The organism is Brachybacterium timonense (genome assembly GCF_900258505.1).
Taxonomy (GTDB): domain Bacteria; phylum Actinomycetota; class Actinomycetes; order Actinomycetales; family Dermabacteraceae; genus Brachybacterium; species Brachybacterium timonense.
Window position 1 is genome coordinate 822,711 of record NZ_LT984895.1, and the last position, 14,720, is coordinate 837,430.

General features: G+C 68.8%; 15 protein-coding genes. 13 read left to right on the top strand and 2 right to left on the bottom strand.

The genetic code is table 11. The features are described from left to right. Nucleotides 1-128 precede the first annotated feature (128 nt). Nucleotides 129-1,013 carry a metallophosphoesterase family protein gene (locus tag C8271_RS03520; protein ID WP_106507856.1) on the top strand — a complete coding sequence of 295 codons (885 nt, stop codon included), beginning with the start codon at nucleotides 129-131 and terminating at the stop codon, nucleotides 1,011-1,013. Nucleotides 1,014-1,131: 118 nt separating this feature from the next. On the opposite strand, the gene C8271_RS13825 is transcribed toward C8271_RS03520, so the two are convergent. Then, complete coding sequence (locus C8271_RS13825; RefSeq protein WP_170957791.1) at nucleotides 1,132-1,308, bottom strand: hypothetical protein; 177 nt, start codon at nucleotides 1,306-1,308, stop codon at nucleotides 1,132-1,134. A 393-nt stretch (nucleotides 1,309-1,701) separates the two neighbouring features. On the opposite strand from C8271_RS13825, the gene groES reads away from it, so the two are divergent. The 9 genes from groES (at nucleotide 1,702) to C8271_RS03565 (ending at nucleotide 10,962) form a co-directional block, all read left to right on the top strand. Continuing rightward, on the top strand, nucleotides 1,702-1,998 hold the full coding sequence (groES, locus tag C8271_RS03525) for a co-chaperone GroES (RefSeq protein ID WP_106506137.1): 297 nt from the start codon (nucleotides 1,702-1,704) through the stop codon (nucleotides 1,996-1,998). Between the two features lie 8 nt (nucleotides 1,999-2,006). Beyond that, complete coding sequence (gene groL / locus C8271_RS03530; RefSeq protein ID WP_106506138.1) at nucleotides 2,007-3,596, top strand: chaperonin GroEL; 1,590 nt, start codon at nucleotides 2,007-2,009, stop codon at nucleotides 3,594-3,596. A 125-nt stretch (nucleotides 3,597-3,721) separates the two neighbouring features. Then, nucleotides 3,722-4,432, top strand: coding sequence for a hypothetical protein (locus C8271_RS03535; RefSeq protein ID WP_245920843.1), 711 nt, complete (start codon nucleotides 3,722-3,724; stop codon nucleotides 4,430-4,432). Beyond that, nucleotides 4,429-5,424: a pseudouridine synthase gene (locus tag C8271_RS03540; RefSeq protein ID WP_245920845.1), complete on the top strand. Its 996-nt coding sequence runs from the start codon at nucleotides 4,429-4,431 to the stop codon at nucleotides 5,422-5,424. The genes C8271_RS03535 and C8271_RS03540 overlap by 4 nt, the downstream gene beginning before the upstream one ends. A 92-nt stretch (nucleotides 5,425-5,516) precedes the next feature. After that, the gene (locus C8271_RS03545) at nucleotides 5,517-6,416 is read left to right on the top strand and encodes a hypothetical protein (RefSeq protein WP_106506139.1); all 900 of its coding nucleotides are present in this window, start codon (nucleotides 5,517-5,519) and stop codon (nucleotides 6,414-6,416) included. A 145-nt stretch (nucleotides 6,417-6,561) separates the two neighbouring features. After that, a complete protein-coding gene (locus C8271_RS03550) occupies nucleotides 6,562-7,851 on the top strand; it encodes a threonine/serine exporter family protein (RefSeq protein ID WP_245920847.1) in 1,290 nt (429 codons plus the stop codon). 68 nt (nucleotides 7,852-7,919) lie between these two features. Further along, nucleotides 7,920-9,419 (top strand): IMP dehydrogenase, encoded by a 1,500-nt coding sequence (guaB, locus tag C8271_RS03555; protein ID WP_106507860.1) that lies wholly within the window; start codon nucleotides 7,920-7,922, stop codon nucleotides 9,417-9,419. Between the two features lie 130 nt (nucleotides 9,420-9,549). After that, nucleotides 9,550-9,918: a hypothetical protein gene (locus C8271_RS03560; protein WP_106506140.1), complete on the top strand. Its 369-nt coding sequence runs from the start codon at nucleotides 9,550-9,552 to the stop codon at nucleotides 9,916-9,918. Between the two features lie 336 nt (nucleotides 9,919-10,254). Then, nucleotides 10,255-10,962, top strand: coding sequence for an exonuclease domain-containing protein (locus C8271_RS03565; protein ID WP_106506141.1), 708 nt, complete (start codon nucleotides 10,255-10,257; stop codon nucleotides 10,960-10,962). Nucleotides 10,963-10,969: 7 nt separating this feature from the next. On the opposite strand, the gene C8271_RS03570 is transcribed toward C8271_RS03565, so the two are convergent. Next, nucleotides 10,970-11,851: a hypothetical protein gene (locus C8271_RS03570; protein WP_106506142.1), complete on the bottom strand. Its 882-nt coding sequence runs from the start codon at nucleotides 11,849-11,851 to the stop codon at nucleotides 10,970-10,972. Nucleotides 11,852-11,933: 82 nt separating this feature from the next. Between C8271_RS03570 and C8271_RS03575 the strand changes: the two genes are divergently transcribed. From C8271_RS03575 to C8271_RS03585, 3 genes are all read left to right on the top strand, one after another. Further along, nucleotides 11,934-12,812, top strand: coding sequence for a VC0807 family protein (locus C8271_RS03575; protein WP_106506143.1), 879 nt, complete (start codon nucleotides 11,934-11,936; stop codon nucleotides 12,810-12,812). Beyond that, complete coding sequence (locus C8271_RS03580; protein ID WP_106506144.1) at nucleotides 12,809-13,246, top strand: hypothetical protein; 438 nt, start codon at nucleotides 12,809-12,811, stop codon at nucleotides 13,244-13,246. Before C8271_RS03575 ends, C8271_RS03580 begins: the two co-directional genes overlap by 4 nt. A 250-nt stretch (nucleotides 13,247-13,496) precedes the next feature. Further along, a complete protein-coding gene (locus C8271_RS03585; RefSeq protein ID WP_106506145.1) occupies nucleotides 13,497-14,606 on the top strand; it encodes a GuaB3 family IMP dehydrogenase-related protein in 1,110 nt (369 codons plus the stop codon). Nucleotides 14,607-14,720 lie beyond the last annotated feature (114 nt).

A 14,720-nucleotide genomic window follows, 5' to 3' on the forward strand; every position in this document is an offset into this window, starting at 1 on the left:
GCTGACCGTGCTCGCTTACCCGAGTTCAGGGCGTCGGGAGTCGTTCCTGACCCGTGACACGGAAGATGGCCGCCCAGCCCGCCGAACTGTTCACCCGGGCGCAACCTGCGGGCTCTACCGTCGGCCTCATGCGGATCCTGCACCTGACCGACACCCATCTCTACGCCGACCCTGACGCGCGCCACTACGGCCGCATCGACACACGCGCCGCTTTCGCCGCGGTGCTGGACCGGCTGCGCACTGTGGAAGACGTGGATCTCGTGGTCCATGCCGGCGATGCCTCCGAAGACGGCAGCGAAGAGTCCTACCGCGTGCTGCACGCGATGCTCGACGCCTTCGCCGAGTCGCTGGATGCGCAGCTCGCCGTGGCCATGGGCAACCATGACGTGCCGGCCGCCTATGCGGCTGCTATCGCGCCTGGCGACCGCGGCGACCATGTGCAGGATCGAGTGCTGGATGTGCCCGGCGGTGGGCGCTGCGTGGTGCTCGACTCCTCCGTGCCCGGTGCCGGATACGGGCACCTCGAACCGGAGCAGCTGGACTGGCTGCGCAGGGTGCTCGAACAGCCCGCACCGGAAGGGCCCGACGGGGCGCGGCCCGGCACAGTGCTTGTGATCCATCACCCGCCACTCGGCGCAGCGACCACCATGCTGCGCGCGCTCGAGCTCGACGGTGTGGATGAGCTCGGGGAGATCCTCACGGGCAGTGATGTGCGCGTGGTGCTGTCAGGGCATTACCACCATGAGATGAACGGGTCCCTTGCCGGGATCCCGGTGCACGTCGCGCCCGGGATCACGAATGTGGTCGACCCCGTGAGCGCTGGGGAGCACGAGTGCTCGTATGCGCTGTCCGGAGCAAGCCTGCTTCAGCTCCCAGATCAGCCCTCGAGCGCGGTGTCGATCAGCTCCGCGACCTGGCGCAGTGGCGGTGACGCTGACGGTGACGTCGCCGTGCCGGTCTACGACTTTGGTCCCGAACAGATCGCGCAGATCGCCCGCGACGCCGGCCGCTGAGGCGAGCGACGAGCAACGCAGGACGACTGCTCAGAGGCAACTGCTGGACATGGCGGCGGGCAGCGCTGCGGGGCAGAGACGACGTTGGCTCACCCCGCGGCGCGGCCCGTCACGCACGTCAGCGGCCGACGCCCATCGTGGTGATGCCGCCGTGGCTGTGGTGCGCATGCATCACAGCGGCGTAGTCGCCGCCGAGTCGGTTGTCCTTCACGGTGTTGTGCCGTTCGACGTCTTGGCCCTGCATGCGTGTGGCGATCGATTCGAGAGCGGTGCTGATGCGTCGGATGAAGCTCATGGTCTGCGGTCCTCCGGTTCGGTGCGTTCCCTGGGCTGCGTGCGCGATGTCCGGATCGCGGAACGGTGCGCGCCGCTGTTTCTCTCAGGTATACACGCGCGCGCGGAAAGTAGTCAGGGCAGTTCGTCCCGTAGTTGGCGGACTCACAAGAAGGGTGTGCGCGCGATCACCACGATGTGATCGGCGGCGCGGGATCGCGCCCTGGGCGAAACGGTTGGCACTCGTCTTGCGCGAGTGCCAACGCGGTTCTACAGTTGTCGCCGTTGGCAGTCGACGGCTGAGAGTGCCAGAACTGCCCGACGGGGACTCCCCGGTCGGCACCGCGACGACGACCTGGATCTGGTCCCCGGACCACGAACTCACACGAGTCATACACATGAAGGAGTGAGCCGCATGTCGGTCTCCATCAAGCCCCTTGAGGATCGCGTCGTCGTCAAGCCGCTCGAGGCGGAGCAGACCACCGCCTCCGGCCTGGTCATCCCGGACACCGCGAAGGAGAAGCCCCAGGAGGGCGAGGTCGTCGCGGTGGGCGCCGGTCGTTTCGACGACAAGGGTGAGCGCATCCCGATGGACGTCAAGGTTGGCGACAAGGTCGTCTTCTCCAAGTACGGCGGCACCGAGCTGAAGTACGGCAACGAGGAGTACCTCGTTCTCGGCGCCCGCGACATCCTCGCCATCATCGAGGGCTGAGGCGCGCCATGGCGAAGGAGATCATCTACGACGAGCAGGCGCGACGCGCTCTCGAGCGCGGTGTCGACCGACTCGCCGACACCGTCAAGGTGACGCTCGGCCCCAAGGGCCGCAACGTCGTGCTCGACAAGAAGTGGGGCGCCCCCACCATCACCAACGACGGCGTGACCATCGCCCGTGAGATCGAGCTCGAGGATCCGTACGAGAACCTCGGTGCTCAGCTCACCAAGGAGGTCGCGACCAAGACCAACGATGTCGCCGGTGACGGCACCACCACCGCAACGGTGCTGGCGCAGGCGCTGGTCCACGAGGGCCTGCGCAACGTCGCTTCGGGCGCCGCTCCTGCCGCTTTGAAGCGCGGCATGGAGAAGGCTGTCGAGGCGCTGTCCGAGAAGCTCGGCGAGATCGCGATCGACATCGACTCCAAGGAGCAGATCGCCAACGTCGCCGCCGTGTCCTCGCAGGACCGCGAGATCGGCGAGCTGCTGGCCGAGGCCTTCGACAAGGTCGGCAAGGACGGCGTCATCACCGTGGAGGAGTCCTCCACCACGGCGATGGAGCTCGACTTCACCGAGGGCATGCAGTTCGACAAGGGCTTCATCTCTCCGCACTTCGTCACCGACGCTGACCGCCAGGAGGTCGTGCTCGAGGACGCCCAGGTGCTGCTTCACCAGGGCAAGATCTCCGCTGTCGCGGACATCCTGCCGTTGCTGGAGAAGGTCGTGGAGTCCGGCAAGCCGCTCTTCGTGATCGCTGAGGACGTCGACGGTGAGGCACTGTCCACCCTGGTGGTCAACAAGCTGCGCGGCACCTTCAAGGGCGCGGCCGTGAAGGCCCCCGCCTTCGGTGACCGCCGCAAGGCCATGCTGCAGGACATCGCGGTGCTCACCGGCGCCCAGGTGGTCACGGCAGACCTCGGCCTGGACCTCAAGACCGTCGGCACCGAGGTGCTCGGCCACGCCGGCCGGGTCGTCGTCACCAAGGACACCACCACCATCGTGGGCGGTGCGGGCGACGATCAGGCCGTGGCTGATCGCGTCGCACAGATCCGCGGCGAGATCGAGAACACTGAGTCCGACTGGGACCGCGAGAAGCTCCAGGAGCGCCTCGCCAAGCTCGCCGGTGGCGTGTCCGTCATCAAGGTGGGCGCCCACACCGAGGTCGAGCTCAAGGAGAAGAAGATGCGGATCGAGGACGCGGTCTCCGCGACTCGCGCCGCTATCGAAGAGGGCATCGTGGCCGGTGGCGGTAGCGCCATCGTCCAGGCCTCCTCCGTGCTCGAGAGCGACCTGGGACTTGCCGATGACGAGGCCGTGGGCGTGCGCGCCGTGGCCAAGGCTGTGGTCGAGCCGCTGCGCTGGATCGCGGAGAATGCCGGCTACGAGGGCTACGTCGTGGTGGAGAAGGTCAAGGCCGCACAGATCGGTCATGGCCTGAACGCCGCCACCGGTGAGTACGAGGACCTCGCAGCCGCTGGCATCATCGACCCGGTGAAGGTCACCCGGTCGGCGCTGCGCAACGCCTCCTCCATCGCGGGTCTTGTGCTGACCACCGAGACCCTCGTGGTGGAGAAGAAGGACGACGAGGACGAGGACTGACGTCCCGCACGGATCCGGCGCACGCCGAATCCACCGACAGGTCGGGCCGCATCGATTCGTCGATGCGGCCCGACCCGTCTACAGGATTAGACTCACGGCACAGCCCGGGACCGTCAGGAGGAGCAGTGAACCCCAGCACTGAGGACGCTGTCCCCGCGCCCGGACCGGTGCCGGATGCTCAGCCGGAGCGGACGTTCTCGCCGCCCGCCGGAGTCATCATCGGCACTCTCGTGGCGGGCTTCGTGTTCGTCGTCGTGCTCGAGTTCCTCGTGATCATCAGCTTCGTCGGCCAGCGCATGTGGACCGACCCCGGGTTACTCGCCCAGCCGCTGAACCTGCTGCCGTTGCTGCTGTGGATCGTGGTGGCCGCCGTCGCCGCCGTCATGGTGCTGCGGGTGATCACCGCATGGCTGCAGCTCGACGACGCTGGCTTCCGCCTGCAGAGCTTGATGCGTCGCCCTGTCACAGGCACGTGGCAGGACGTCGGCCGCGTCCTCGCGGTGCGCGACATCGACCACGGCGCCACCCCCGCCGAAATGCTGGATGCGCCCCCCACCAGCTACGACGGCGTCTATTTGCTGGACTCGGATGGTCAGCGGATCCTCGCTGTCTCTAGTCGCCTGTTTGGGCGACGTGCCCAGGAGGCGACCTTGCGCCGTGCCCAAGCAGCAGGCGTGCCGGTGGACACCGTGGATGCGATCACGCCCGCGGAGCTGCGGAAGAGAGCACCGCAGGCCGTCGGTTTCGTGGATCGCCACCCGAATCTGCTGATGATGGGTGTTGCGCTGTTCTACATCGGGCACAACCTGCTGACCTTCATCATTTGGGGCCTGTGACACGGCGCTCGCCGCTGCCGCAGCGCTGCGGCCTGGACGCGGTGCGTTACGTCGTGGGCCCATCGCTTCCGGCGCGCAGTGCCCATGACCGGCTGCTCGACCGCTTCCCCGCACTGGGTGAGACTGCTGCGACACCCTTGCGGGAACGCTTCGCTCGCGGCGAGGTCGTGCGCGCAGACGGCACACCGTGGCAGGCCGACGACATGACCACCACGGGCGATGCGCTGTGGTTCCACCGTGAACTGCGGCCCGAGACCGTGCCGGAGATGGAGCTGCCGATCCTGCTGCAGGATGACCACCTGCTCGTGGTCGATAAACCACACGACATGGCCACCATGCCGCGCGGCCGCCATGTGCTCGCAAGCGCCCTGGTGCGGCTTCGCCAGCAGACCGGACTCGAGCAGCTCAGCCCCATCCACCGCCTGGACCGACGCACCGCGGGCGTGCTCGCCTTCAGCGTGAACGCCCACGAGCGCGCCGCCTACCAGGGGCTGTTCGCGCGGCGACAGGTGGATAAGACGTACCGGGCGCTCGTCCAGGCTGAGCCTGGCAGCGCCCTGCCCGCGCGAGCAGGCGAGCAGATGGAGCTGCGCGACCACCTCACAAAACCACACGGCAGCCTGCAGGTGCGGGTGACCGGGGGAGAACCGAACGCCGTGACCGAGGTGGAGGTGCTTGCCGTCCACGATGCGCCACGCCACCTGAACCACCCCGGGACGGGCCACGGTCCTGAACCCTCATCCCGCGACAGCGCGCCACGACTGCTCGAGCTGCGCCTCCGTCCACTCACCGGACGCACCCACCAGCTGCGCGTCCAGCTCGCCGCACGCGGCGCGCCGATCATCGGCGACGACCTCTACCCTGTGGTGCGTCCGGAGGAGAGCGCCGACGGGCCGCTGCGCCTGCTCGCCGAACGCCTCGCCTTCACCGACCCCCTCACCGGGCAGCCACGGAGCATCAGCTCGACGCGAGAGCTGCCACCGCCACGGTAGTAGTGAGCCGGCGCCTCGCACCCCTGGGGCGGTGATCGCCAGCAGGGCCTCACCGATGAGCAGGTCCAGCTGGCGCCTCGTACCCTGGAGCGGTGACCAGTCCGCGCCCCGCCCCGTCGGCCGCATCGGACGCGGCGACCACGCAGGCGCCCGCGCCGCGGCGCACCCGTGACGGGGCCGTGATCATCGGTCCGACGCTGTGGGCGCGCGCCAGGGACGGACTGCTCATCGGCCTGCCGCTCATCTCCCTCGTGCTGTGCACCTTCCCCGGGGCTGCGCTGCAGCAGTGGCGCCGCACCCAGATCCGCGCTGGCCATGACGGCTGGCTGGTGGACCTGCTCGCACCGGCATGGATGCAGCTGCTGCTCGGCTTCCTCCTGCTGTGGCTGCTGCTGGGTGCGTGGGGTGTGCTGGCGCTCGCGCTCACCCGCCGCGTTGTGCTGCTGGAGGAGCGCACCGGAGCTCTGCGACTGCTGGCCGGGCCGCGGGTGCGCGACCGGGCGCAGCTGCGGGACGTCGTGTTCGCGATCGGTGAGCCGGCGCCGAACGGCATGGGACTGATCGGGCTACGGCCAGGCGCCGCCACGGATCCGGCTGCGGGGGAGGACCGGCACGCCGTCGATAGGCGCGGTGCGATCGATGGGTCGCAGGATGCACGGGCCGACGACGAGTCGGAGGCGGGCATGACGTCGCAGGATGAGCTACTCCGCTGGAGCCTTCCGGCCGTGGGCTGGGACGACGCCAGCTTCGACGGGCTGCGCGCGCTGCAGGCAGCGGCTGGTTTGCGCCCGGCCCCGCCGCGCGGCATCCTCCTGGAGGCCGAACGCCGCGCCCGCCGCACCGAGGTGAACCGGGAGCTCGCGGGTCGGCTCGGCATGCCGTGGCGTGAACAGTACGCCCACGATGAGGGCGCCTTTCAGGCGGAGTTCGACAGGGTGCGCCGTGTGCTCGGCAGTCTTGAGCCGCCCCAGGACGGGGATCCGGAGCCCTGACCTGGGGCCGATCTCGGGGTGACGCGGGTGTCGTGTCGACGGTGCGGGTGTCGTGTCGACGGTGCGGGATCAGTCCCGTCGGCACGGAGTCAGCTCCGTCGGCACTGGTGCCGCAGACCCCTCCTCGCACGGTAGGTTGCTGGGCATGGACGAGCCCGTGACCACCTCCACCAGCCCCGTCGGCGTCGCGGACTCTCTCACCATCCGCTCCGAAGCTGCCGCCGCTGTCGGAGCCACCCTGCTCGGCGCCGGAATCGCCTCCTACCGGGTGCGCTGGGCCATGAGCCGCACCGCCCGCGCCCTGGGACTGGACTCCTTCGCCTCCATCGTCACGTACACCGACATCACAGCCACCGCCACCCTGGGCGGTCGTTACCGCACCCGCATCACACAGCCGGAGCATGTGGGCGTGGACGTCGACCGCATTCACCGCACCCAGCGTCTGGTGGAGACCCTGCCTGCCACCGGGGTGACCGCCGCGGAGATCTTCGAATCGCTGGCACGTATCCGTGCTCGGAAGCCGCTGCACTCACGACCGGTGAACGCCCTCGCCGCCGGTTTCGCCTGCGCCGCCTTCGCCTTCCTGAACCAGGCGGGCCCCATCGAGATCCTCATCGTGCTGCTGGCCGCGACCCTCGGCCAAGCGCTGCGGCGCACCCTGCAGCTGCGCCACTGGAACCACTTGCTGGTCACGCTCATCGCCGCGGTGGTCACCGGCGGGATCTACCTCGCGGCCGTTGGCATCCCTCAGGCGCTCGGCTGGCTCGGGCCGGGATACATGGGCGGATACCTGGCCGCCGTGCTGTTTCTTATCCCTGGCTTCCCGCTGATCACAGGGCTGTTAGACATGGTGCGCTCTGACTTCGCTGCCGGGCTGCAACGCCTGGCGTACGCCACCATGATCATCGTGGGCGCCGCGTCGGCGCTGTGGACCGTGGGGCTGGCCGCCGGGGTGGAGTCCTTCTCCGTGGGCACGCTGGGCTTGCCGCTCGCACTCGAGCTGCCGCTGCGGGCGCTCGCGACCTTCATCGGAGTGCTGGGCTTCGCCATCATCTTCAACTCGCCGTGGCGGATCGCGCTGACCGCAGCGGCCGTCTCCATGGTGGCGAACACCGTGCGGTTCCTGCTCACCGAGGGTGGGGTGCCCGTGCAGATCGCGACGCTTGCCGCGACCGTGCTGGTGGGCCTCGCCGCCTACATGATCGCCCGACGGGTGCATTTCCCGCGCACCTCGATGTCGGTTCCGGCGGTGGTGATCATGATCCCCGGCTACTCCCTGTACAGCGCCTTCGCCCTTCTCAACGCCGGGAACCTGATCACCAGCGTTCAGCTTGCCCAGGAGTCGGTGCAGACCATCATCGCGGCAGCCTTCGGTCTCGCGCTCGCGCATCTGGCCACATCTCCCGCGTGGCGGCGCGCCGTCCATCCGAGCTGACCGTAACTGTGGCCGGTGCCGCAGGGGGCAGTGGTTCCGTCACCGTGCAGCACGGCTACCATCGATGCATGACGAGCGCGGATCCCTTCGGTTTCATTGGACTGACGTACGACGACGTTCTCCTACTGCCCGGCGAGACGGACGTCATCCCCTCGGAGGCGGACACCACCAGCCGCTTCACCCGGGACATCTCGTTGAAGGTTCCGCTGGCCAGTGCCGCGATGGATACGGTGACCGAGTCCCGGATGGCGATCGCCATGGCCCGACACGGCGGCATCGGCATCCTGCACCGCAACCTCTCCATCGAGGATCAGGCCCACCAGGTGGATCTGGTCAAGCGCACCCAGACCGGCCGCATCTCCAACCCCGTCACCATCGGCCCCGACGCCACGCTCGAGGACTTCGACGCTGTCTGCGGCAACTATCGCGTCTCCGGCCTGCCCGTGGTGGATGAGAACTCCATCCTGCTGGGCATCTGCACGAACCGCGACCTGCGGTTCATCCCCGTCGCCGAATGGGCCGACACCCGGGTGCGCGACGTCATGACCACCGAGGTGTTCACCGCCCCGGAGGACGTCAGCCCCGCCGACGCCACCGCCATGCTGCGCCGCAATAAGCGCGAGCGCCTCCCGCTCGTCGCAGCCGACGGCACCTTGCGCGGCCTCATCACCGTGAAGGACTTCGTGAAGTCGGAACAGTTCCCGAACGCCTCCAAGGACGGGCAGGGCCGCCTGCTGGTGGGCGCGGGCGTCGGCTTCTTCGGCGACTCGCTCGACCGGGCAGGCGCACTGCGCGACGCCGGCGTGGACGTGCTCGTGGTGGACACCGCCAACGGGCACGCGCGCCTGGCCCGTGAGGTGATCCAGAAAATCAAGCAGGATCCGTACTTCGCGGACGTCCAGGTGATCGGCGGGAACGTCGCCACCCGCGAGGGTGCGCAGTCGCTCATCGACGCCGGTGCGGACGCCGTCAAGGTGGGCGTGGGCCCCGGCTCCATCTGCACCACCCGCGTCGTGGCCGGCGTGGGCGTCCCGCAGATCACCGCGATCCATGAAGCCGCCAAAGCCTGCACGCCGGCCGGGGTGCCGCTGATCGGCGACGGTGGACTGCAGTACTCCGGCGATATCGCTAAGGCGCTCGTGGCCGGGGCCGATACCGTCATGGTCGGCTCGCTTCTCGCCGGCACGGAGGAGTCCCCGGGCGAGGTCGTGCTGGTCAACGGCAAGCAGTACAAGGCCTACCGCGGCATGGGATCACTCGGTGCGATGGCGTCGCGCGGCAAGCAGTCCTTCTCCAAGGACCGCTACTTCCAGGCCGACGTCACCAGCGACGACAAGATCGTGCCCGAAGGTATCGAAGGCCGCGTCGCCTACCGCGGGCAGCTGAGCTCTGTGCTGCATCAGCTCGTCGGCGGCCTGCACCAGTCGATGTTCTACGTGGGCGCGCACACCGTGCCGGAGCTGAAGGACAAGGGCCGCTTCGTGCGGATCACCCCGGCGGGGCTGAAGGAGTCGCACCCGCATGACCTCGCCGCGATCATGGAGGCGCCGAACTACTCGGCGCACTGAGGCACTGAGATCGGGGCTCGGCCCTGTTCCTGCAGCGGGCCATCGCGCCAGCATCTCATGACCGTGGTCATGGGTGTTCGTGACCTGGGCTGGGGGTGGCGCGCGCGGGTTGTTCCGTAGCGTGACAGCCATGACGACAGATTCACGGATTACCACCGACCGCTGGGGACACCGTTCGCTCGTCGCGGCGCGCCTCGCCCTCATCGGCGGTCTGATCAGTGCAGTGGGCATCGGCGCCACCATCGCGCCGATGGAGCTCGAGCACGGACCTCAGCTGACGGACACGCCTGGCTGGTACCAGCTGGTGGTGTGGGTTCTCGGTGGACTCACGCTGGTGTGGAGCGTTCTGGGGGTCGCCGGTATCAGCTTCGGAATCACCGCCATGGTGCGAGGGGAGCGACCTGCTCGGCCGATCAGCGCGATCATCCTCGCCGTCCTCGGCCCCGTGATCGCGTTCGGACTGCTGCTTCTACTGATCCTGGTGACGCTGCCTGGGTGAACCAGCTCAGTCCCCCAGCGCTGGCGGGCTGCACGCTGCCGTCGCCGTGCTCGTATCCGACCAGCGACAGCAGACCGGAGCGGTTGTGAACCCGCCCGTCGGAGGCGTTCCATGTCCGACGTGCGAGTGGCTCGGCGACCTCGCCACCCTCGGTGAGTGCGTCGAACTTGGTGCGCAGTGCACCTCAAATGGGGCGTTTGGGGTGTACTTCGCACCAAGTTCGACCGAGAGGCCTCCGGGGACCGGTGCTGGCGTCGTGCGGCGTGGACAGTGATGACGACATCCAGCGGCGTGGACAGTGATGGATCGGGACGCGCTGGAGCGTAGGGTCGGCGCATGGCGAACGAGTGGACCACGAGACCGCTGCTGGGATTCGACACCGAGACCACCGGCACAGATGTCACGCGCGACCGGATCGTCACGGTGGCGCTAGTCCACTCCGTTGGTCCGGGCCGCGAGAACGAAACCGTCGCGACGTGGCTGATCGACCCGCAGATGGACATCCCGGAAGCCGCCTCGCGGGTGCACGGCATCTCCACTGAGCACGCTCGCGTGCACGGCATGGATGCCACTAGGGCCCTCGACGAGGTGGCCAGCATGATCGCCGACGCGCTCGCGCAGGACGTACCGCTCGTTGCCTTCAACGGCAGTTTCGACCTGCAGATCCTCCACCACGAGCTCACCCGGCTCGCACTGCCCACGCTCGAGGAGCGGATCGGACACGAGGTCGCGCCCGTACTGGATCCGCTTGTGATCGATCGGGGCGTGGACCGCTACCGCAAGGGCAAACGGACTCTCACCGATGTGCTCGCGCATTACGGCATCGAGCAGGACGGGCGGATGCACACCGCCGACGTGGACGTCTCCGCCACCCTCGATGTGCTGCGGGCTCTGATCGAGAAGTTCCCGGCCGTGGCCGAGTCGACCCTGACGGACCTGCATCAGCAGCAGATGACGTGGCACCGCTCCTGGGCGGAGAACTTCAATGAGTTCCTGCGCTCCAAGGGACGCACCCCGGATGTGTCGCTGACGTGGCCGATGTGAGCCGCTCTCAGCCCTGTGATGCCAGCAGGCGCTGCAGCGCCGCCGACGCCGCAGGGATCTCCTCAGTGAAAGCATCGCGCATCATCTGCGCCAGCAGCTCGTGCGGGTGATCCGACGGCAACATCGCAACCGGGAACGGCGGCTGAATGCGCAGAACCTGGAACAGATCGGCCTGCCGCTGGGTGACGGCGGCGACGAGCGCGAGGTCCTCGTCGACGCGTGAGCTCTCTGCCGAGGGGCAGAGGCCGTCTGGACCTGAGGCGTGCGTCGGCCTCGTTCGCGTCGGCCTCGTTCGCGTCGGCCTCGTGCGCGGCGGACCCGTGCACAGCGGATCTCCACTCAACGGGTCGGTGTGCGTGGCGCGGTCACGGGCGAGCTCGTGGATCCGTTCGGCCGCTGTCTCCACGTCCCAGGCCCGGGCGATGACCGCGCGGGCCGTGCTCTCCTCCACCGCCCACGTGCCGACGAACGCCTCCTGCGCCCAGTCCCCGGGCGGATGTGCGCCGACGAGGGCGCCGGGCCGTAACGCCCTGAAGCCATCCTCGTGAGCCCGTCGGCGCAGAGCGTCCCGGCGGGAGCGCTGGTCCTCGCCGATCTCGTAAAGCACCAGGTGGAAGGCGCCGGGCCAGGCAGTCTCCTCGCCCTGAACGCGCAGGGCACGCAGCCGACGGAACTCGGCGAGGTACGAACCGGTCATCGTGTACGTGGTGCGGCGACCAGTCCGGTCCGAGCGTAATGCGCCGAGGCGGACCATGCGCGACAGATGCGTCCGCGCGCCAGCCGGGCTCAGCCCCAGCTCGTGCAGAACAGGGGACAGCACAGCGCTCGGGAGGGATTCGCGTTCGGCCAGACCGCACAGGAAGGCGACGGTCCCCATCGTCACGGCCATGCCGAGCTCCTCTTCTGTCTCCTCCGTGAACAGTATGTGTCATCTATGGCGCGAAACGTGATCGCAATGACACACTTCCGCCATGGCAGATCCCGCACAGCCCGACACCGTACCGACCACCGCGGAAGGCTCGGGTCCGCCCCGGCAGTCCTCTGCCAGAGCCCGCGTGCTCAACCTCGTGCTGCTGGCTGTGATCGACGTCGGACTGGCGATTCTCGCCTTCGAGATCGTCAAGAGTGCCACGGGCAGCTCTGTGCTCGCGTACCTCGCCGCGAGCATCGGGCCGCTCCTGGGTGGCCTCATCCAGTTCCTGCGCTCACGCTCCTTCTCCGGCGTCTCCGCCCTGATCTTCGTGTTCACCGTCGCAAGTGCCGCCGCGGCCATGATCGGCGGCACCGACGAGCGTCTCCTGCTGGTCAAGGACTCCGTGGTCACCGGTGTGTTCGGGCTCGTGTTCCTGATCAGCCTGGTGCCCGGTGTGCCGCGTCCGCTTGCCTACTACTTCGGTCAGCGCTTCGCGACCGACGGGACGGAGCCGTCCATCGCCTGGTGGGACAGTCTGTGGCAGTATCCGCAGTTTCGCGCCTCGCAGCGTCAGATCACGGTGATCTGGGGTGCGATCTTCGTGGTCGAGGCGATTCTGCGTATCCTCGCTGCATACACGATCCCCTTCGACGCTGCCTTCGCGGTGAGCACGGTGCTGCCGTTCATTGCCTTCGCGCTGGCGATGACTCTGACTTTCGTGATCGCCGGCCGTGCCCGTCGCGCAGGGGAGGAGGCCGCCGCCACGAGCGAGAACGCGGCACGGCCCGTCGCGGCGCAGGGTGTGGCCGAGGCCGGGACGGACGGCGCACGTGAAGCAGTCACCGCGAGCGACGCAGCCGCCGCGTCCCCACTCACTCCTGACGCGACGGCCACCGCGCAACCGGCTACTACGACCGCTGAGGAGGGGCGAGCATGAGCGCTACGGGACTTCATGACCTGCCGCGCCTGGCCGGCACCTGGGTGGGCGAGGCCGAGGTGATCATGCCTGAGCGGCACCTGCGGCTGCGCCATCACGAGAAGGTTGAGACCCTGGTGGGCGGGCACGTGGTGACGATCCATGGGTGGTCGGAGAGTGAAGATGGTGGCCCAGCCCCCGCCTTCGAAGCGTTCGCCGTGCTCACCTGCGATGCGGATCGGGGGCCCCTGTTCGTTGCCCACCGGGAGGACCAGCGCCTGGAGGCACCATTGGAGATCGCCGACGGGCGCTACGGGTGGACCACCCCGACGCCGGGAGGGGACGTGCGATACACCGCCTCGTTCGACGATGCGCAGTGGGAGGAGACCGGGGTGCACGTCCCCAGCGGCCAGGTTGTTTTCCGCATTCGCCTGCGGCGCGAAGCGAACGCCTGAGCGCCGCCGCTGCGGCTGCCGCGCCCGGCGCTCGGAGCACCTTCGCGCTCCGGACTCGACGTCGCCGCCACGGCTGCCGCGCCCGGCGCTCGGAGCACCCTCGCGCTCCGCACTCGACGTCGCCGCCACGGCCGCCGCGCCAGACCGAGGGCGCAGCCCCGCAGCGCTGGTCGATACACCCAGATATCGCGGGCAACGATCAGTGCAGAGGGCGCAGCCCCGCAGCGCCGGTCGATACACTGGCCCGGTGATGAGCGAGATCGAGATCGGCCGCAACAAGCGTGGACGCCGCGCCTACAGCTTCGACGACGTCGCCGTCGTGCCCTCGCGACGCACCCGCGACCCGGAGGACGTCTCCACCACCTGGCAGGTGGATGCGTACCACTTCGACATTCCGATCTTCGCCGCCCCGATGGACTCCCTTATGTCGCCCGAGACGGCGATCATGATGGGCAAGCTGGGTGGCCTGGGCGTGCTGGATCTCGAGGGTCTGTGGACCCGCTACGAGGACCCCACCCCGCAGTACGAGCAGATCGCCGCCGCTGACTCCACGCAGGTTGTGCCGCTCATGCGCGAGATCTTCTCCGCGCCGGTGCAGCCCGAGCTGATCCGTGACCGCATCCAGCAGCTGCGCGATGCAGGCGTGACCGCTGCCGGGTCCCTGTCCCCGCAGCGCACCCAGGAGCATTGGAAGACCGTGGTCGACGCTGGGGTGGACCTGTTCTTCATCCGCGGCACCACCGTCTCCGCCGAGCACGTCAGCTCCGGCCGGGAACCGCTGAACCTCAAGAGGTTCATCTACGAACTCGATGTTCCCGTGATCGTCGGCGGCTGCGCCACCTACACCGCCGCCCTCCACCTCATGCGCACCGGCGCCGCCGGCGTGCTGGTGGGCTTCGGCGGCGGCGCCTCGCACACCACTCAGGAGACCCTGGGCGTCTCGGTGCCGCTCGCCAGTGCAGTGGCCGACGTTGCTGCCGCTCGCCGCGACTACATGGATGAGTCCGGTGGCCGCTACGTGCATGTCATCGCCGACGGTGGCCTGGGGCGCAGCGGTGACATCGTCAAGGCCATCGCCTGCGGCGCCGACGGGCTCATGGTCGGTGCAGCACTGGCTCGCGCTGAGGAAGCGCCCGGGCGCGGCCACCACTGGGGCAGCGAGGCGCACCACCCGACCCTGACACGCGGCCATCGCGTAGAGGTCGGCACGGTCGCGCCGCTCGAGCAGATCCTGTTCGGCCCGTCGCTCGGCGCCGATGGCACCACGAACCTGGTCGGTGCTCTGCGGCACGCCATGGCCACCACCGGTTACCTGGAGCTCAAGGAGTTCCAGCGCGTCGAGGTGGTCGTCACCGCCTGATTGGGCGCATGGCCGGGCGGGTCGGGCGTGGCAGTGCCCCGCCACCCTGGCCGGGACTGCCGGGCCGGGGGACTGCCGGGACTGCCGGGCCGGCAGGCCCGGGCAGGGGCCGGG